We start from the raw sequence: 17,114 nt of genomic DNA, 5'->3' as shown, positions 1-17,114 counted from the left end.
TGATCGCAGCCGTTATCAGCCGACCGCATCGTTATCGGCCGACCACTGCCGTTGTCGGCTGATCGCACCCACGTGATCCGCCAACCGCAGCCGTTATCCGCTGATCGCTTCCCGCAACGAGGCGAGGGCCTCCTCGACGATCGTGAAGAGCCCACGATCACCGTCGTCGTCGAGCCACCGCTCGACCGACACGAAGAGCAGGGTCACGGCCGTCTCGGCCAGCAGCGCGGCCTGCGTGGGCTCGACGCCGCGCGCCCGGAACCCGTCGCGGATCGCCTCGCTCAGCGCGTCCCTCTTGTGCAGCTCACGCTCGCGAAGCCCCGGGTCCGAGCGAATGATCCCCCGGCGCACCCGCAGCTCCTCGCGCCGCCCCTCGAAGCGCGCCGCGATCACACTGCGAAGCCCCTCCACCACGATGGCCATCGGGCCGGCGTCCGGTGGCGCCTCCTCGAACATCCGGCTGACCATCGCCGGGATCTCGGACCCGCCGAAGAGCACCTCGCGCTTGTCCGCGAAGTGCCGGAAGAACGTCCTGGTGGTGAGCCCGGCCCGCGCCGTGATCTGCGGAACCGTCGTCGCCGCGAAGCCCTGCTCCAGAAAAAGGTCGACCGCGGCCCGCTCCAGGCGCTCCCGCGCATCCGGCCGCCATCTGCTCACACCGCCAGTCTACGTGATGACATCTCGTGTCATCGCAGGCCATGGTCATGACACGAGATGTCATCACCGATCGGAGCACCCTCATGACCGCCGAAGTCTGGGTCCTGGGCGGCACGGGCCGCAGCGCCCGAGCGACAGCCACCGAACTGATCCGCCGAGGCATCACCCCCGTGCTGGTCGGCCGCGACCCGGCCCGCCTGACCGAGGCAGCCCACACCATCGAGGCCCACGCCATCGAGGCCAGCACCATCGAGGCCGGCGTCGTCAAGGCCCGCACGCCTGACTCCCGCGCGCTCGACTCGCGTGCGCCTGGCAGTCCCCTGTTCGACGGCCACGCGCCTGCCGTTCGCATTGTCGTGGCGCGATCGGTGGCGGAGACGGCCGCCGAGATCCGGCGGCAGCGGCCCGCGGTCGTCGTCAACACGATCGGCCCGTTCACCGCGACGGCCGAGCCGATCATCCGGGCCTGCCTGCCCGCGAGCCATTACGTCGACCTCGCGAACGACGTCGCCGCGGTCACCGCCGTCCTCGGCCTGCACGAGGCGGCCGTCGCGGCGGGCCGCTCCCTCGTGACCGGCGCCGGCTTCGGGGTGACCGCCACCGAAAGCGTCGTGGTGAAACTCCGCGAGGGTCACCCCACCCCGTCGGACGTCCGCGTCGACATGGTGCCGTCCCTGGCGATCGAGCCCGGCCCGATAGGCGAGGCCCTGGCCGCGACCATCCTCGAAGGGCTTCCCGGCGTCGAGGGCGGCGGCCGATACTCCGGTCGCCGCTACCGCGACGGCCACCTCGCCCGAGCGCGCCTCGCCGGCGACACGGCCCGCCTCACCCTGCCCGACGGCACGCAGGTGACCACCGCGGGCATGCCGCTCGGCGAACTGGTCGCGGCCCAGCGCGCGAGCGGCGCCCCTTCGGTGCTCGCCGCTTCGAGCGAGGCACCGTCGTCCCGGATCGCCCGCGCCGTGCTGCCGCTCGCCACGGCCCTGCTGCTGATCGCCCCGCTGCGCCGTTACGCGATCCGCCGCCTGGCCGCCGTCGAGCCCAAGCCCCGCCCCCGGCCGCGCGAGCACTCGTGGGGTCACGCCGTCCTCCGCTGGCCCGACGGCACCGTCCGCGAGGGCTGGCTGCGCGTGGGCGAGGCCCAGTCCTTCACCGGCGCCGTCCCCGCCGAGGTGGCCTACCGCCTGCTGACCGGCACGGGCCGCCCCGGCGCCTACTTCCCCGCGGCCCTCTTCGGCCCATCCTTGGCAGAATCTTGCGGCGGCGAATACGTCATCGACAGCGCCACCGGGTTACCGTCAGCCTGACCACGCACCAGAGGGCACAGCCACGCGAAGATCCGGGGCCGCGCGGAAGCCACGGAACCACGAGGAAGAAGCGGGCCGAGTGATGCACGGTCGCGCGGGGAAGCGTGACCACAGGAGAGAGGGGTCGTCATGCGGATCGCGGTCGCCGGGGCCACCGGGAACATCGGAGCGCGCACCGTCGCAACCCTGGAACGGGACGGGCACGAGGCGGTGCGGATCAGCCGGTCACACGGCATCGACCTGCTCAAGGGTGACGGGCTCGACGAGGCACTGTCCGGCGTGGACGCCGTCATCGACGTCACCAACGGGCCGGCGACCGACCCGATGGAGGCCATCACCTGGTTCACCACTGTCACCCGCAACCTGCTGGCCGCCGAGGAGCGCGCCGGCGTCCGCCACCACGTACTGCTGTCGATCGCCTGCCTCTACCGCGTGGGCGGCAACGCCCACTACGCCGCGAAGCGCGCCCAGGAGGAGGTGGTCACGCACGGCCCCGTCCCGTGGACGATCGTGCCTGCCACCCAGTTCCACGACTTCGCCGCCATGGTCGCCGGCTGGACCGAACACGACGGCGCCGCCACCGTCGCCCCGCTCCTGCTCCAGCCGGTGGATCCGGGCGACGTGGCCGAGGTCCTCGCCGAGCTCGCCGTGGGCGAGCCCCGGGGCCGCTACGCCGACCTCGCCGGCCCCGAGACGCAGGACCTGGTCGACATGGCCCGCCGCACCCACCAGGCGCAGGGCCGCACGGTCAGGTTGATCCCCACCTGGGACGGCCTGTTCAGCACCGAGATGGCCGGCAAGGTGATGCTCCCCGACCCCGGCAACGTGCGCATCGCGCCCACCACCTTCGACCAGTGGCTGGCAACTCAGCGGTCGGAGCCAGCACCTTCGACCCACTAAACCGAAAAATCGGATATGGACGGCGTGGTGGGCAAGTCCCTCCCGGGCACGCGACCAGGCGACATCGCCCACGCAGAGAAAGAACGTTCGGTCTTGCGAAAGCCACGCTCGGCGTAGAAAGAACGTTCGTTCTCCCCCACAGCCCTTACTTTCGGCAGTGTCGCGGGCTCGAGGGCGCTGGTTAGCCTGATCCGATGCGCGCTCGCCGGGAGTGGGTGGCCGACGGGCTGCTCGGTTTGGTGCTGGCCGCCCCCGTGGTGGCCAACCAGGCCATGGGCGGCAACGTCGCCGGTTGTGTGGGTGGCCTCGTGGTCAGCGTCGCCGCGGCCGTGTGCGGGCGGCGGTGGCCGCTGGCCGGGTGGCTCGCCGTGGTGCTGGCGACCATTGTGGACGGCAATTTCTCGTTCGGGATTCCGGTGCACAGCTATCTGGTCGGGTTGCGGACCGAGCGGGTCCGGCCGGTCGCCGGGACCTTCCTCGCCGTCGGGGCCGCCGGCACGGCGTTCAACCTCGAGGTTCTTGATGTCGGGCCGTCCGAGTGGTTCCAGCTGGTCATGGCGTTGCTGCTGCTCGGGGTCTTTCCCTGGCTGGTCGGCCGCTATCAGGCGCAGCGCCGGCGGCTGGTGAGCGCCGGCTGGGAGCGGGCCGCCCGGCTCGAGTCGGAGCGGCGGATGGTGGTGTTGCGGGAGCGTTCCCGCATCGCCCAGGAGATGCACGACTCGCTGGGGCACGAGTTGAGCCTGATCGCGCTCGGGGCCGGCGCGCTGGAGACCAGCCCGGCCGTGCCCGAGGCGCAGCGGGCCGCGGCGACCCGGATCCGGGAGTCGGCGGCGACCGCGACCGATCAGCTCCGGGAGATCATCGGGGTGCTCCGGGACGAGACCGAGGCGGCGCCCCTGGAGCCCGTGGACGAGCGGGTCGAGTCGCTTGTGGACAGATCGCGGCGGGCCGGGATGAGCGTGACGATGACGCGTACCGGCGAGGAGGCACCCGCCGCCGTCGAGCGCACCGCCTATCGGGTGGTTCGCGAGGCGCTCACCAACGCGAGCCGGCACGCGCCCGGCGCGCCCGTCACCGTGGAGATCACGCACGGCGGGGACAGGTCGACCGTCGCGGTGAGCAACCCGGCCGGCTCCCTGGTTGAGCGCAGCGGGACCACCGGGCTCGGGATCGTCGGGCTGCGGGAGCGCGTACGGCTGAGCGGCGGAAGCCTGACCGCCGGGCCGGACCGTGACGGGGGTTTCCGGCTGGAGGCCGTGATCCCGCACCTGGCCGCGCCCGCCGGGGCCGAGGCCGCCACCGAGATGTTGCACGCGCGCCGGCGGGTGCGGCGCAGCCTGGTCGCCGCGGTGCTCACACCCGCCGCGCTGGCGCTGGTCACCGCGGTCGCCTACTACCCGTTCGCGGCCAACGGCTCGGTGCTCGAGGCGGACGCGTTCGAGCGGATGGCGATCGGCGCCCCGCGCGACGCGCTCGACCTGCCCGATCGGCAGGTGTGGCGGCGCGACCGGGAGCCGTCGTGCGAGTACTACAGTGACGGCAACTTCCCGCTCGCGGACGCCACCTATCGGCTCTGCTTCTCGCGGGGACGGCTCGTGGTCAAGGAGCGGCTGCGGTGAGCATCAGCGTGCTGATCGCCGACGACGAGGCGATGATCCGGGCCGGCATCCGGGCGATCCTGGCCAACGACCCCGAGATCGAGGTGGTCGCCGAGGCCGGTGACGGCGCCGACGCGGTCGAGGCGGCGCGGCGGCATCGGCCGGCCGTGGTGCTCATGGACATCCGGATGCCGCGGCTCGACGGTCTCGCGGCGACGGCGGAGATCCGCCGGCTCGTTCCGGAGACCGGGGTGGTCGTGCTGACCACGTTCGGCGAGGACGAGTACATCGTGAAGGCCGTCGCCTCGGGCGCGGCCGGTTTCCTGCTCAAGGCGGGTGACCCGCGCGAGCTCACGGCGGGGGTACGGGCGGTGGCCGCCGGCGCCGCATACCTGTCGCCGAAGGTCGCGCACCGGGTGATCACCGACCTGGCCGGGCCGCGGCTGCACGCGGGGGCCGCCGCCCGGGAACGGGTGGAGGGCCTGACCGACCGGGAGCGTGAGGTGCTGGCGCTGGTCGGCGCGGGCCTGTCGAACGCGGAGATCGCTCGCCGCCTGTTCCTGGTCGAGGGCACCGTGAAGGCGTACGTGAGCACGCTGCTCAGCCGTCTCGGCGTCCGCAACCGGGTCCAGGCGGCGATCCTGGCCTACGAGGCCGGTCTGGTCTAGGCGTCGCGGCGGGTGAGGACCTGCCATCCCGCGGCCACGGCGAGCGCCGCCCACCCGGCGAGGATCAACAGGCCCACGAGCGGCGGGTACGGGTCCGCGTCCCCGTACAGGAAATGACCGCCCGCGACACCGGGGAACGCGTCGGCGATGCCGTTGAGCACGGCGATGTCCGGCAGCTGGAGCAGCGGCGGGATCACCACGATCGTCATGAGCAGCACCACGAGCGTGACGACCGGGCCGCGCAGCGCCGCGCCCAGTCCGGTGGCGAGCGCGCCGAGCAGCACGAGATAGATGCCGATCTTGAACGCGTCGCCGGCGATGCTGCCGGAGTCGTCCACGATCGCCGACGCGATCACCCCGCCGAGCAGCCCCACGGCGACCCCGGTGACCAGCGTGACCGCCGAGACGACCGCGATCTTCGCCGACAGCAGGCGCCCGCGCGACGGGATCCAGCTCAGCGTGGCCCGGATCGTGCCGGCCGAGTATTCGCCGGTCATCACCAGCATGGCGAGCGCCACGAAGGCCAGCTGCGCGATCGTCACGGACATGACCGCCACGGACGCCGTCGTCACGTCGCCGTTCTCCACGTAGATGGCGTTCTGCCCGGCCGCCGCCGCCATCAGCACGAACGCGCCGAGCAGCGCCCACCACACCGTCCGCGTGGTCCACAGCTTGGTCCACTCGGACCTGATCGCCGCCCTCATGCCGCGCTCCCCGTCAGCTCGTAGTAGGCGTCCTCCAGGGTCGCGTGGCCCCCCATGATCTCGGTCATGGGCGCGTCGGCCAGCAGCTTCCCGTGGCCGATCACCACGAGGTGGTCGGCCGTCATCTGCATCTCGCTGAGCAGGTGGCTCGAGACGAAGACGGTGCGGCCCTCGGCGGCCAGATCGCGCAGCAGGCCGCGGATCCAGCGCACCCCGTCCGGGTCGAGCCCGTTGACCGGCTCGTCGAGCATCAGCACCGGCGGGTCGGCGAGCAGCGCCCCCGCGATGCCGAGCCGCTGGCCCATGCCCAGCGAGTGGGTGCCCGACCGGCGCCGCGCCACGTCGGTGAGCCCCACGACGGCGAGCACCTCGTCGACCCGGCGGTCCGGGACGGCGTTGCTGCGCGCCATGGCGAGCAGGTGGTTGCGGCCCGTACGGCCCGGATGCACGGCCTTGGCCTCGAGCAGCGCGCCCATCTCCCGCAGGGGCCACTTGTACGAGTCGTAGGCGCGCCCGCCGACCAGCGCCCGCCCCGACGTGGGCCGGTCGAGCCCGAGAACCATGCGCATCGTGGTGGACTTGCCGGCGCCGTTGGGCCCCAGGAACCCGGTGACGCGGCCCGGGCGCACCGCCAGGTCGAGGCCGTCGACGGCGAGCGTCGGGCCGTACCTTTTCGTGAGCTTTTCCAGCGTTATCGACATGCCCGAACGCTATGAGAGCAGGTGGTCCGGGCACCCGACACGAAGGGCAGCGATCGACCTTACGAAAGTAATTTCCCCGCACTTCACGACAGCGACAGCGGGCGTTGGGTTGATCAAGCAAACGTGTGCCACGAAGTGCATGTGTCTTCTTCTCAGCGGGAGATCCTCGACATGGGTCACGGCCACGACCACGATCACGATCACGACCACGCGCACGAGGGCAGCGACGCCTCCCCCGCGCTCGACCTGAGCATCCCGGACAGCGAGCTCTCGCCGTCCGACGTCTCCCGGCGCGGCTTCCTGCGCGGTGCCGGCCTTCTCGGCGCCGGGGCCGCCGCGTCCGTTCTCGCCGTCCCCTCCGCCGCCGAGGCCGCGGGCCTGCCGCACAGCCACGGCCCGAGCGGCGGCGGATCGGACAAGGGCGGGTTCAAGTGGCTCGCCGGCGACCACCACATTCACACCCAGTACAGCTCGGACGCCCAGTACCGGGTGATCGACCAGGCCAAGCACGGCCGCGCGTTCGGCCTCGACTGGCTGGTCATCACCGACCACGGCAGCGCCACCCACGCCAAGATCGGTGTGGAGAAGGTCAACCCGGACATCCGCGCGACCCGGGAGGAGCTGAAGGACCTCCTCACGTTCCAGGGTCTGGAGTGGAACATCCCGGCCGCCGAGCACGCCACGGTCTTCGTGATCCCCGGCAAGAACGAGGTCGACGTTCTCAAGCAGTTCGAGAACAACTACGACGGCTCGCTGCTGCCGGCCACCAACACGACCGAGCAGAACGAGGCAGCCGCGATCGCCGGCATCAAGTTCCTCGGCTCGCAGGTCCGCGCCCGCGAGATCGAGGGCGCGCTCTTCTTCGCGAACCACCCGGCCCGCCGCGGCATCGACTCGCCGCACGAGATCCGCAACTGGCGCGACGCCGACCCGTCGGTGGCGGTCGGCTTCGAGGGCGCCCCCGGCCACCAGGCCGCCGGCATCCCGGCCCCGTACGGCCGCGGCGGCGCGCGTGGCTACTACGACAACAACCCGTCGGCCGCGTCGTTCGCCGGCTACCCGCTGGAGAGCTACCGCACCTGGGGCGGCTTCGACTGGATGACCGCCACGGTCGGCGGCCTCTGGGACAGCCTGCTCGCCGAGGGCAAGGCGTGGTGGATCACCGTCAACTCGGACTCCCACGTCAACTACCTCGACCAGTCGGACCGGGGCCCGAACAGCAACTTCGAGGCGAACGGCAAGTACAACGACCCGGTCTACACCGGCAAGACGCTGACCACCGCCGGCGACTTCTGGCCGGGCTTCTACGGCCGCACGAACGTCGGCGCGTCGTCGTTCTCGTACAAGGCGGTCATGGACGGCCTGCGCGCCGGCCGCGTCTGGGTCGACCACGGCCGGCTGATCAAGGGCCTGGACGCGCGGGTGCGCACGGCCGGCGACCGCCGCTCGTACACCGGCACCCCGCTCGGCGGCGTGCACCAGGTGAAGCGCGGCACCAGCACCGAGCTGACCATCGACATCGACCTGCAGGACGTGCCGAACTGGGCGCAGTTCGTGCCGGTCCTCAAGCGGGTCGACGTGATCGTCGGCACGATCACCGGCCCGGTCAAGGACAAGGACTCGTTCCAGACCCCGAACACCAAGGTGGTCAAGTCCTTCGAGATCAACGCGGGCGCCAAGAAGGCCTCGCTGACGTTCTCGCTGGGCCGCCTCGACAAGCCGTTCTACGTGCGCGTCCGCGGCACCGACGGCAACCGGACGCAGCCCGGCCTGATGGGCGCGTCGGTGGACCCGTACGGCCCGAAGCTCGACGTCAGCGGCGACGCCGACCCGTGGGGCGACCTGTGGTTCTACACGAACCCGATCTTCGTCCTGCCCTCCGGCAAGTGACGTTGTACCGCTCGGTGACGCGCAAGCCCACGGTGGCCGGGGTCAGCCTCGGCCACCGTACGGTGGCGGAAGCCGACCACTGGATCCTGTCGCTCGACCCGCGGCCGGAATATGCCTGCACCCACCTCGTGCAGAACCCCTATCCGCACGTGGCGATCAGCCTCACGGGGGAATCTCCGGAAGAGACCCCGCCTGAGTTGGCGGCGGCGGCCGAATCGGCCTTGTCCGGAAAGTTCGGGCGAGCTGTGATCTTTCCCGGCGCTGCGGGCTTGACCGGCAAGCTGACCGTCGCGGAGGTTGTCGCGAGCACCGCGATCGACAAGGTCGAGGTCCTGGGCTCCGGCGCCGCCGCCGACACGGACATTCTGGACACCCGCGATTTCGTACGCCCGCAGTACCGCAACGGTGACCTGGTGCTCACCACCACGCCGGCCGCGGGCGGGGTGCTCGTCCCGTTCGAAACGCGGGATCCCACCCCCTGCTGCGCCGACCATTGACCGGCGCTTCCTACGCTGGTCGGATGTCTCTGCAGTCCAAGCTCGCGCAGGCCACGGGCGGGGTGATGCTCTTCGGCGTCACCCCGCCCCGCCGCAGCGCCACCCCGGAGAAGGTCAAGGAGATCGCCGAGGTCACCGTGAAGCGGCTGGCCGGGCTCGACCTCGACGGCCTCATCCTGTACGACATCGACGACGAGTCGGACCGGAACCCGGAGGAGCGCCCGTTCCCGTACCTGCCGACCATGGACCCCGCCGAGTTCTACGGCTCCTACCTGGGCGCCTGGGACAAGCCGGCGGTCATCTATCGCTGCGTCGGCAAGTACACCCCGTCCGCGCTCGAGTCCTTCCTGTCCGCCGCCGACCCGGCGAAGGTGCTGAGCGTCTTCGTCGGCGCCTCCTCCGGCGACAAGCAGGTGCGCACCTCCCTGCGCCAGGCCCAGGAACTGCACGCTTCCGTACGCCCGTCGCTGCCCCTCGGCGCCGTCGTGATCGGCGAGCGCCACGCCCGCAGCGGCGACGAGCACCTGCGCATGCTCGCCAAGCAGGAGCGCGGCGTGACGTTCTTCGTCTCCCAGGTCATCTACGACCTCAACGAGACCAAGAACCTGATCACCGACTACTTCTACGAGTGCCGCGGCCGCGGCGTCGACCCCCGCCCGATCATCTTCACCCTGTCGCTCTGCGGCTCCGAGAAGACTCTCGAGTTCCTCAAGTGGCTGGGCGTCGACGTGCCCCGCTGGCTGTCCACCACACTGAGCCACTCCCCCGACCCGCTGGCCGACTCGTACCGCGAGACCCTGTCCATCGCCCGCGATCTGCACGGCTTCTGCACCCGCCTGGGCATGCCCTTCGGCTTCCACGTCGAGAGCGTCTCGATCCGCAGGGCCGAGATCGAGGCCGCCACCGACCTGGCCGCCGAGGTGGCCGCCCTGCTGCGCGGCTGACCGCTCAGCTCAACGCGGCCAGGTCGCCCGCGGTCAGCCGCAGGCCGCCGGCCGCGACATTCTCGATCAGGTGCTCTTCGCTACCCGTGCCCGGGATGGCGAGGACGTTCGGTCCCTGGTGGAGGGTCCAGGCCAGCCGCACCTGCTGCGGGGTGGCGCCGTGCGCGGCCGCGACCTTCCGTACCGCCTCGTCATGGTCGGTGGTCGCGCCCGCCTCGCGGCGCGGGCCGGCAATGGCGAAGAACGGCACGAAGGCGATGCCGCGGGCGGCGCACTCCCGGACAAGATCGTGGTCGCGGCGCAGGTCGAGGGCGAAGCTGTTCTGCACGCCGACCACGGGCGCGATCGCGGAAGCCTCGTCGACCTGGTCCAGGGTGGCGTTCGACAGGCCGAGGTGGCGGATCAGGCCCTCCTGCCGCATCTCGGCCAGCGCCGCCCACCGCTCGGCGACTGACCCGCCGCGGCGGGTCAGTCGCAGGTTGACCACGTCGAGCCGGTCGACCCCGAGGCGCCGCAGGTTCTCCTCGACCTGGGCGCGCAGCTGGGCCGCCGTCTCCGCCACCGTCCACTCGCCCGACGGCAGCGCGACCGGCCCCACCTTCGTGGCCAGGACAAGACCGCGGGGGTACGGCGTGAGCGCCGCCCGGATCAACTCGGCGGCGTACCGCACGGGCCCGTCACCCACGTCCAGGATGCCGCCCGGCGAGAAGTAGAACGCCGCCGTGTCGATGTGGTTCACCCCCAGCTCGACCGCCCTGCGCACCACCTTGACCGCGATCGACGTGTCCCGGCACGGGGTGAGCCGCATCGACCCGAACCCCATCCGATTGACCGTCGTGTCGCCGAGAACCCACGTGCCCGCCGCATCAGCCGAAATCACCGGCGAAACGCTAGCCGCTGGGCGCCCGAGATCACTCCCCTTCTCACCCGATACCCCTTTGCGCAGGTCAGTGCTAGTTTCTGATGGTCGGAATGCACGGCGGCCCTCCCCGGTTGTCGCGGGTATGACGACTATCGGATTCATCGGCAGCGGCTACATCGGCGGCACCGTGGCGCGGCTGGCCGTCGCGGCCGGCTACGACGTCGTGGTGAGCAACTCCCGCGGCCCCGAGACCCTCAAGAGCCTGGTGGACGAGCTCGGCTCGAAGGCACGCGCCGCCACCGCCACCGAGGCCGCCGCGGCGGGCGACATCGTCGTGGTGAGCGTTCCCTTCAAGGCGTACGCCCAGCTGCCCGTCGCCGAGCTGGCCGGCAAGGTCGTGCTCGACACGAACAACTACTACCCCCAGCGCGACGGCCACGTCGAAGCGCTGGACACCAAGAAGACCACCAGCGCCGAGCTGGAGCAGCAACACCTCGCCGGCGCCCGCCTCGTCAAGGTCTTCAACAACATCAACTTCCAGCACCTGGCCTCCCTGCCCCGCCCCGCGGGCGCCCCCGACCGCTCGGCCCTCCCCATCGCCGGCGACGACGAGGCCGCGAAGAAGACCACCACGGAGTTCCTGGACGCCATCGGCTACGACACCGTGGACGCCGGCCCTCTCGCCGACAGCTGGCGCCAGGAGCCGGGCCAGCCCGTCTACGGCCCGCCCTACGGCACCTACGAGAACCCGGTCGGCACCCCCGCCAACGCCGCAACCATCCGCGAGGCCCTGGCCGCCGCCCAACGCTGACGGCGGCCGGCCGCCGGCATGCGTCGCGGGCGTGATCTAGTTGATCGAACCGCGCTCCGCCACCCAGTGCACGTCCTGGCCGGTCACCGCGGCGATCTGATGGAAGTCGGCGTCGTAATGGAGGAGCACCATGCCGTGCTCCTCCGCGGCCGCCGCCGCCAACAAGTCGACCGGGCCGGCCGACCGATGGCTACCGGCGTCCACGAGCAATTGCTGGACCCGCTTTGCCCGCGGCCAAACGCTCTCCGGCATGACGATCCAGCGATAGGACTCCTGGAGCGTCTTCTCGAGTGAGTCCCGATGCGCCCTGGAACGGGCGCCGTGAAAGATCTCCAACTCGGTGATCTCACAAACGGCAAGGAGCCCATGCCGCATGTGGCGCTGCCACACGGCCTGCAGTTCCGGGTTGCGGAGAAGTCGATAGAAGGCACTCGTGTCGACAAGAAAGCTCGGCGCTTTCATGGCCGATAGTTCTTCTTGTCGCGCAGATGGTCGAAGTCGCCCGCTTCCGCCATCTCGGTGAGCCGGCCGAATGCCTCGAGCCGGCGCTTGCCCTCGTAAACGTCGAGCAGAGCCGCCTTGACCGTGTCCTCCGGGCTCGACGTTCCCAGAAAACTGGCGACCTCCGCCAGGATCTCGTCGTCGACCTCGATTTCCAGCTTGCTCATCAACGCCCCCATGATGCCGCCCACCTCCTCGCAATATAGCGCTCGTCGACTCCATGCCTAGCTGGCATGGGACTAGGGTAGTCACGCGACCGGGCGGCGGCAATATCGGCCGGGATCAAAACCTCAGCAAGCGTGCGAGGGCACACCCGTCCTGGGTTCGGGGCCCTGTGATCGACGGAGGCTTGCCGGGCCCCACCCCCGGGCTGGGACGATGGGGGTGTGCTTGTTGCCTTTTCTGTGACGCCGATCGGCGTGGGTGAGTCCGTGGGTGACCTTGTCGCCGAGGCCGTGCGGGTGGTGCGGGCCTCGGGCCTGCCGAATCGGACCGATGCCATGTTCACCACCATCGAGGGTGAGTGGGACGAGTGCATGGCCGTGGTGAAGCAGGCCGTGGAGGCGGTCGGCGCGAAGGGCGGCCGGGTCAGCCTGTCGCTCAAGGCCGACATCCGGCCCGGGGTCACCGACGGCCTCACCGCCAAGGTCGCCCACATCGAGAGGGCGTTGCAGGAGTGAAGCGCCTGGTCATGTGGGACATCGACTACACGCTGCTGCGCGGCGGCGGGGTCGCCTCGACGGCGTGGAAGGCGGCGTTCACCGAGCTCACGGGCGTGCCGTGGCGGGAGACGCCGATCTTCGGCGGGCGCACCGACATGGACATCTGCGCCGAGGTGTTCGCCACGCACGGGATCACCGACTGCACACCGGAGCGGTTCTTCCTGCGCTACGTCGAGAACGTGCGGGACACCCAGCACCTGTTCGCGGTGCAGGGAGCCGTGATGCCGGGCGTACGCGAGGTGCTGGCCCGGCTGGGCGAGAAGCCCGATGTGGTGCAGACGCTCGTCACCGGCAACGTGCCGGAGGTGGCGCGGGCCAAGGTGGCCGCGTTCGAGCTGAGCGCGGCCTTCGACGACGAGGTGGGCGGCTACGGCACCGACGACAGCGTCCGGGCCACGCTGGTGCGGCGCAGCCTGGAGCGGGCCGAGGCGAAGTACGGCGAGCGCTTCCGGCCCGTCGTCATCGGCGACACCGTCAACGACGTGACGGCGGCGCTGGCCAACGGCGCCTTCGCCGTGGCCGTCGCGACCGGTGCCACGGCGGCGGACGACCTCGCCGAGGCCGGCGCCCACGCCGTACTCCCCGATCTGTCCGACGTGGACGGGACCGTGGAGTTGCTTACGTCGGGCTGACCGGGTTGGGCAGGGCACCGCCGAAGCGGCGGTCGCGGCCGGCGTAGAGCTCACACGCGTACCACAAATGGCGGCGGTCGAAGTCGGGCCAGAGCGTGTCGAGATAGACCATCTCGGCGTACGCCGACTGCCAGAGCAGGAAGTTGGACGTGCGCTGCTCGCCGGAGGGGCGCAGGAACAGGTCGACCTCGGGCACCTCGGGGTGGTAGAGGTGCTTCGCGATCGTCTTCTCGGTGACCTTGCCGGGGTCGAGCCGGCCGGCGGCGACCTCGCGGGCGATCGCGGCGGCCGCGTCGGCGATCTCGGCCTGCCCGCCGTAGTTGACGCAGAACTGCAGGGTGAGCGTCTTGTTCTTCTTCGACATCTCCTGCGCGGTCTCGAGCTCGGCGATGACGCTCTTCCACAGCCGGCCCCGGCGGCCCGACCAGACCACCCGCACGCCCAGGTCGACGAGCTGGTCGCGGCGGCGGCGGATGACGTCGCGGTTGAAGCCCATCAGGAAGCGCACCTCCTCGGGCGAGCGCTTCCAGTTCTCGGTGGAGAACGCGTAGGCCGACAGGTAGGGGATGCCGATCTCGATGGCCCCCTCGATGGTGTCGAACAGCGAGTATTCGCCCTGCTCGTGGCCCTTGGTGCGGGAGAGGCCGCGCTCCTTGGCCCACCGGCCGTTGCCGTCCATGACGATCGCGACGTGCTTGGGCAGCGCGGCCCTGGGCAGGTCGGGCGGCGTCGCGCCGGAGATGTGCGGAGTGGGTGGACGCGGCGTCATGAGGTGGAACTCTCCCGTCGATCAACGAGCGGCAGCGAGCGCAGCGCTCGCTCCATGTGCCATTGCAGGTGGGCGGCGACCAGGCCGCTGCACTCGCGGCGCACGCCGGCCTCGGCGGCGTCCGCGACCGTCCAGTCGCCGGCCGTCAGGGCGGACATTAGCCCCAGAGTGGCCGGACTCGGGTGGGCGGAGCCGGGAGGACGGCAATCGGGGCAGACGGCGCCGCCCGCGGGGACGGAGAAGGCGGCGTGTTGCCCGGGGGTGCCGCAGACGGCGCACTCGGCGATCGCCGGCGCCCACCCGGCCACGGCCATGCCGCGCAGCAGGTAGGCGTCGAGGACGAGGCCGCCCGCGTGCTCGCCGGCGGCCAGGGCCTTGAGGGCGCCGAGGGTGAGCTGGAACAGGCGCAGCGCGGGCTCGCGCTCGATCGGGGTGAGCCGCTCGGCGGTCTCGGCGATCGCGCTGGCGGCCGTGTAGCGCGGGTAGTCGCCGAGGAACTGCTTGCCGTAGAGGGCGACCGCCTCGACCTGGCTCACCGAGTGGAGCGTGCTGCCCACGCCCTCGGGCGAACCGGCGAGCTGGAGGTCGATGTGACCGAACGGCTCGAGCCGGGCCCCGAAGCGCGAGGTGGTGCGCCGGACACCGCGGGCGACGGCGCGCAGGCGGCCGTGGCGGCGGGTGAGCAGCGTGATGATGCGGTCGCTCTCGCCGAGCTTTTGCACACGCAGGACCACCGCGTCGTCGCGGTAGAGATGGCGGCGGTATCCGGCGGGCACGACAGCCATTCTGCCCGGTGGGTACGACAGACCCTGACCCGGATCTCAGGGTCATCTCGGGGAGGGCTCCGATGGTGCCCCCCACCGGACCGGCCATAGGTTCACACCATGACCACGACACTGGCCCGGCGCACCGGCATCCTCGTCCTCATCGGTGCTGCCACCGCGAGCCTCACCGCGTGCGGCGGCGTGCTCGGGGCCACCCTGACGTACAACGACGTCGAAAAGACGAAGATCACCGAGATCCGGCTGACCGGTGGCGCCGGCGACGTGGCGATCGCGACGGCCGACGTGTCCGACACCACGATCAAGCGGGTGATCCGCAACAGCTCCGACCCCGGCGAGTCGTACCGCGTGGCCGGCTCGACGCTCTACCTCGACACTTCGTGCGGCGCCGACTGCAATGTGTCGTACGAGGTGAAGGCGCCGGCCGGGGTCGCGGTCCGCGGCGATCTGCGGTCCGGCGACGTGCACCTGCAGGGCGCCGGCACCACCGACCTCCAGCTCACCTCGGGCGACATCAACGTGCTCGACGCGGCCGGCCCGGTGGCGCTGCGCGCGACGTCCGGCGACATCCGTGTGGTCAACGCGGCCGACAAGGTCACCGTGCAGAGCACGAGCGGCGAGATCGACGTGCTCGACGTGGCCGGCCCGGTCGACCTCAAGGTGACCTCGGGCGACATCACCGCGGCGCTCACCGAGGTCGCCGACGTCAAGGCCCAGACCACCAGCGGCGACGTCAACGTCCGCGTCCCCCAGGGCAGCTACAAGATCGTCACCCACACCGGCTCCGGCGACGCCGGCGTGCACGACCTGCTCAACGACCCCAAGGCCAAGAACACGATCGATCTGCGTACGAGCAGTGGTGACGCGACGGTGACCGCGACGCCATGATCGGTGCATGAGCTTCTATCTGCCGCTCGGCGACGGCGAGTTCCGGCCCACCAAGGCGACCGAAAGCCCCTGGGACACCCAGATGCAGCACGGCGGCCCGCCGGCCGCCCTGCTCGGCAAGCTGCTGGCCGTCGAGGGGCAGCGGCTGGCGCGCATCTCGGTGGACTTCCTCGGCCCGATCCCCCGGCGCGACTTCCAGGTCGAGACAAGCCCGCTCAAACCCGGCCGGCTCACCAGCCTCAACGAGGCCCACATGATCATCGACGGCCGCACCGCGGTCATCGCCCGCGCCTGGCACATCGCCCCCGGCCCGCAGCCACCGGCGGTCACGGACGCCGCACACGCCGACGCGCTACCGGGCGAGGCCGACGACCTCTTCCCGGACATGCCCGACTGGGGCTACGGCCAGGCGATCGAGTGGCGCGCCACCGCCGAGACGAGCATCTGGACGCGGGTGAAGCACGACCTGATCGACGGCGAACAGCTGACCGGCCGCGACCGCGCCCTGATCATCGCCGACTCGGCCAACGGCATCTCGGCGGTCCTGCCGCTGGACAAGTGGCTCTCCATCCCGCCCACCATGAGCACGGCCCTGCTCCGCGAGCCGGTGGACGAGTGGGTCCACCTCTCCTGCCGCACGGCCCTCAGCGACGACGGCCTGGGCCTGTGCACGGGCGAGCTCTACGACCGGGGAGGCGCGCTGGGCCAGGTCACCCAGCCCTTGGTCGTACGAGCACGCTGACCGCTGTGCGGCAGGCCGCCTCACCTGGCCCGAGCCTCGTCCGCCCAGACCGCCTCACCAGACACCCACGACCTCCTCCGGCGACAGCCTCACCGTCGAGGACCTACGACAAATGCGACCCCACCTACGACGCGACCCCCCTAAGACCCGACCCCCACCTACGACAGAGACGCGACCCGCACCTACGACAAACAACGCGCCCGCGGCGCCGAACACAACACCGCCTTACGCCAGGACGCCAACCGCCTCGTCGGCATCCTGCACGGCTGCGTCCCGACAGCCCCCCTGCAACGAAACCACCTCCTGGGCACACCAACCCGCCCCCACTGCTCGACACCCAAAGCCATGGACGTCTCCCAAGGGGCCCCACCTGAGAGAGCCATTCTCGCGAAATTCGCCGGACCGCGCAGAGAGCCTGTGGACGACGAAGAATGTGGATAACCTCCGGCCGCGGCGGCAGCCGCCCGACAAGAGGCAGCGTCAGAAGAGAGGCGGCGTCAGAAGAGAAGCGACGCCCGACGAGAAGCGACGCCCCTCAA

The 17,114-nt window shown here is 71.1% G+C and carries 20 protein-coding genes; 12 read left to right on the top strand and 8 right to left on the bottom strand.

The features are described from left to right. Positions 1-93: 93 nt before the first annotated feature. Positions 94-657 (bottom strand): TetR/AcrR family transcriptional regulator, encoded by a 564-nt coding sequence (locus Ade02nite_RS20970; protein WP_203766086.1) that lies wholly within the window; start codon positions 655-657, stop codon positions 94-96. Between the two features lie 83 nt (positions 658-740). Between Ade02nite_RS20970 and Ade02nite_RS20965 the strand changes: the two genes are divergently transcribed. The 4 genes from Ade02nite_RS20965 to Ade02nite_RS20950 all read left to right on the top strand — a co-directional run bounded on the left by Ade02nite_RS20965 (position 741) and on the right by Ade02nite_RS20950 (position 5,130). Next, a complete protein-coding gene (locus Ade02nite_RS20965) occupies positions 741-1,964 on the top strand; it encodes a saccharopine dehydrogenase family protein (protein WP_203766084.1) in 1,224 nt (407 codons plus the stop codon). 129 nt (positions 1,965-2,093) lie between these two features. Beyond that, complete coding sequence (locus tag Ade02nite_RS20960; RefSeq protein ID WP_203766082.1) at positions 2,094-2,864, top strand: SDR family oxidoreductase; 771 nt, start codon at positions 2,094-2,096, stop codon at positions 2,862-2,864. Between the two features lie 194 nt (positions 2,865-3,058). Continuing rightward, complete coding sequence (locus tag Ade02nite_RS20955) at positions 3,059-4,483, top strand: sensor histidine kinase (RefSeq protein ID WP_203766080.1); 1,425 nt, start codon at positions 3,059-3,061, stop codon at positions 4,481-4,483. After that, a complete protein-coding gene (locus Ade02nite_RS20950) occupies positions 4,480-5,130 on the top strand; it encodes a response regulator (RefSeq protein ID WP_203766078.1) in 651 nt (216 codons plus the stop codon). Before Ade02nite_RS20955 ends, Ade02nite_RS20950 begins: the two co-directional genes overlap by 4 nt. On the opposite strand, the gene Ade02nite_RS20945 is transcribed toward Ade02nite_RS20950, so the two are convergent. Further along, positions 5,127-5,834: an ABC transporter permease gene (locus tag Ade02nite_RS20945; protein WP_203766076.1), complete on the bottom strand. Its 708-nt coding sequence runs from the start codon at positions 5,832-5,834 to the stop codon at positions 5,127-5,129. The two genes, Ade02nite_RS20950 and Ade02nite_RS20945, sit on opposite strands and share 4 nt — an antisense overlap. After that, the gene (locus Ade02nite_RS20940; protein WP_203766074.1) at positions 5,831-6,535 is read right to left on the bottom strand and encodes an ABC transporter ATP-binding protein; all 705 of its coding nucleotides are present in this window, start codon (positions 6,533-6,535) and stop codon (positions 5,831-5,833) included. Before Ade02nite_RS20940 ends, Ade02nite_RS20945 begins: the two co-directional genes overlap by 4 nt. 141 nt (positions 6,536-6,676) lie before the next feature. On the opposite strand from Ade02nite_RS20940, the gene Ade02nite_RS20935 reads away from it, so the two are divergent. The 3 genes from Ade02nite_RS20935 to Ade02nite_RS20925 are packed head-to-tail and all read left to right on the top strand — an operon-like array spanning position 6,677 to position 9,866. Further along, positions 6,677-8,425, top strand: coding sequence for a twin-arginine translocation signal domain-containing protein (locus tag Ade02nite_RS20935; protein WP_239168927.1), 1,749 nt, complete (start codon positions 6,677-6,679; stop codon positions 8,423-8,425). Next, positions 8,422-8,922, top strand: a complete 501-nt coding sequence (locus Ade02nite_RS20930; protein WP_203766067.1) for a hypothetical protein — start codon at positions 8,422-8,424, stop codon at positions 8,920-8,922. The genes Ade02nite_RS20935 and Ade02nite_RS20930 overlap by 4 nt, the downstream gene beginning before the upstream one ends. Before the next feature lie 23 nt (positions 8,923-8,945). Beyond that, positions 8,946-9,866 (top strand): methylenetetrahydrofolate reductase, encoded by a 921-nt coding sequence (locus tag Ade02nite_RS20925; RefSeq protein ID WP_203766060.1) that lies wholly within the window; start codon positions 8,946-8,948, stop codon positions 9,864-9,866. A gap of 4 nt (positions 9,867-9,870) precedes the next feature. Here the strand turns inward: Ade02nite_RS20925 and Ade02nite_RS20920 are convergent, their stop codons facing one another. Then, positions 9,871-10,746, bottom strand: a complete 876-nt coding sequence (locus tag Ade02nite_RS20920) for an aldo/keto reductase (protein ID WP_239168926.1) — start codon at positions 10,744-10,746, stop codon at positions 9,871-9,873. Positions 10,747-10,870: 124 nt separating this feature from the next. On the opposite strand from Ade02nite_RS20920, the gene Ade02nite_RS20915 reads away from it, so the two are divergent. After that, positions 10,871-11,539 carry an NADPH-dependent F420 reductase gene (locus tag Ade02nite_RS20915; protein WP_203766058.1) on the top strand — a complete coding sequence of 223 codons (669 nt, stop codon included), beginning with the start codon at positions 10,871-10,873 and terminating at the stop codon, positions 11,537-11,539. 36 nt (positions 11,540-11,575) lie between these two features. Here Ade02nite_RS20915 and Ade02nite_RS20910 read toward each other — a convergent pair whose 3' ends face one another. Together Ade02nite_RS20910 and Ade02nite_RS20905 are read right to left on the bottom strand one after the other, a co-directional pair. Beyond that, entirely contained in the window at positions 11,576-12,001 is a 426-nt protein-coding gene (locus Ade02nite_RS20910) for a PIN domain nuclease (RefSeq protein ID WP_203766056.1), read from the bottom strand. After that, a complete protein-coding gene (locus Ade02nite_RS20905) occupies positions 11,998-12,231 on the bottom strand; it encodes a DUF2191 domain-containing protein (RefSeq protein ID WP_239168925.1) in 234 nt (77 codons plus the stop codon). The genes Ade02nite_RS20910 and Ade02nite_RS20905 overlap by 4 nt, the downstream gene beginning before the upstream one ends. A gap of 195 nt (positions 12,232-12,426) precedes the next feature. Between Ade02nite_RS20905 and Ade02nite_RS20900 the strand changes: the two genes are divergently transcribed. Both Ade02nite_RS20900 and Ade02nite_RS20895 read left to right on the top strand, forming a co-directional pair. Beyond that, complete coding sequence (locus Ade02nite_RS20900; protein ID WP_203766054.1) at positions 12,427-12,720, top strand: MTH1187 family thiamine-binding protein; 294 nt, start codon at positions 12,427-12,429, stop codon at positions 12,718-12,720. Then, positions 12,717-13,394 carry an HAD family hydrolase gene (locus Ade02nite_RS20895; RefSeq protein ID WP_239168924.1) on the top strand — a complete coding sequence of 226 codons (678 nt, stop codon included), beginning with the start codon at positions 12,717-12,719 and terminating at the stop codon, positions 13,392-13,394. The genes Ade02nite_RS20900 and Ade02nite_RS20895 overlap by 4 nt, the downstream gene beginning before the upstream one ends. On the opposite strand, the gene Ade02nite_RS20890 is transcribed toward Ade02nite_RS20895, so the two are convergent. Beyond that, complete coding sequence (locus Ade02nite_RS20890; protein WP_203766052.1) at positions 13,381-14,163, bottom strand: isoprenyl transferase; 783 nt, start codon at positions 14,161-14,163, stop codon at positions 13,381-13,383. The genes Ade02nite_RS20895 and Ade02nite_RS20890 overlap by 14 nt on opposite strands. Continuing rightward, a complete protein-coding gene (recO, locus tag Ade02nite_RS20885) occupies positions 14,160-14,948 on the bottom strand; it encodes a DNA repair protein RecO (RefSeq protein ID WP_203766050.1) in 789 nt (262 codons plus the stop codon). The genes Ade02nite_RS20890 and recO overlap by 4 nt, the downstream gene beginning before the upstream one ends. A gap of 99 nt (positions 14,949-15,047) precedes the next feature. On the opposite strand from recO, the gene Ade02nite_RS20880 reads away from it, so the two are divergent. Then, positions 15,048-15,833, top strand: a complete 786-nt coding sequence (locus Ade02nite_RS20880; protein WP_203766048.1) for a DUF4097 family beta strand repeat-containing protein — start codon at positions 15,048-15,050, stop codon at positions 15,831-15,833. A gap of 7 nt (positions 15,834-15,840) precedes the next feature. Further along, a complete protein-coding gene (locus Ade02nite_RS20875; RefSeq protein ID WP_203766046.1) occupies positions 15,841-16,575 on the top strand; it encodes a thioesterase family protein in 735 nt (244 codons plus the stop codon). Positions 16,576-17,114: the final 539 nt, after the last annotated feature.

The sequence above is a fragment of the Paractinoplanes deccanensis genome, assembly GCF_016862115.1.
Lineage (GTDB): Bacteria > Actinomycetota > Actinomycetes > Mycobacteriales > Micromonosporaceae > Actinoplanes > Actinoplanes deccanensis.
The sequence above is the reverse complement of the archived record's forward strand: the minus strand, read 5'-3'. Positions and strand labels throughout refer to the sequence as shown.

Excerpts from the sequence above, each read along its gene's own strand:
- Ade02nite_RS20925 (WP_203766060.1), top strand. The coding sequence starts at position 8,946 with ATGTCTCTGCAGTCCAAGCTCGCGCAGGCCACGGGCGGGGTGATGCTC.
- Ade02nite_RS20915 (WP_203766058.1), top strand. The coding sequence starts at position 10,871 with ATGACGACTATCGGATTCATCGGCAGCGGCTACATCGGCGGCACCGTG.
- Ade02nite_RS20910 (WP_203766056.1), bottom strand. The coding sequence starts at position 12,001 with ATGAAAGCGCCGAGCTTTCTTGTCGACACGAGTGCCTTCTATCGACTT.
- Ade02nite_RS20940 (WP_203766074.1), bottom strand. The coding sequence starts at position 6,535 with ATGTCGATAACGCTGGAAAAGCTCACGAAAAGGTACGGCCCGACGCTC.
- Ade02nite_RS20955 (WP_203766080.1), top strand. The coding sequence starts at position 3,059 with ATGCGCGCTCGCCGGGAGTGGGTGGCCGACGGGCTGCTCGGTTTGGTG.
- Ade02nite_RS20880 (WP_203766048.1), top strand. The coding sequence starts at position 15,048 with ATGACCACGACACTGGCCCGGCGCACCGGCATCCTCGTCCTCATCGGT.
- Ade02nite_RS20960 (WP_203766082.1), top strand. The coding sequence starts at position 2,094 with ATGCGGATCGCGGTCGCCGGGGCCACCGGGAACATCGGAGCGCGCACC.
- Ade02nite_RS20945 (WP_203766076.1), bottom strand. The coding sequence starts at position 5,834 with ATGAGGGCGGCGATCAGGTCCGAGTGGACCAAGCTGTGGACCACGCGG.
- Ade02nite_RS20965 (WP_203766084.1), top strand. The coding sequence starts at position 741 with ATGACCGCCGAAGTCTGGGTCCTGGGCGGCACGGGCCGCAGCGCCCGA.
- recO (WP_203766050.1), bottom strand. The coding sequence starts at position 14,948 with ATGGCTGTCGTGCCCGCCGGATACCGCCGCCATCTCTACCGCGACGAC.
- Ade02nite_RS20890 (WP_203766052.1), bottom strand. The coding sequence starts at position 14,163 with ATGACGCCGCGTCCACCCACTCCGCACATCTCCGGCGCGACGCCGCCC.
- Ade02nite_RS20875 (WP_203766046.1), top strand. The coding sequence starts at position 15,841 with ATGAGCTTCTATCTGCCGCTCGGCGACGGCGAGTTCCGGCCCACCAAG.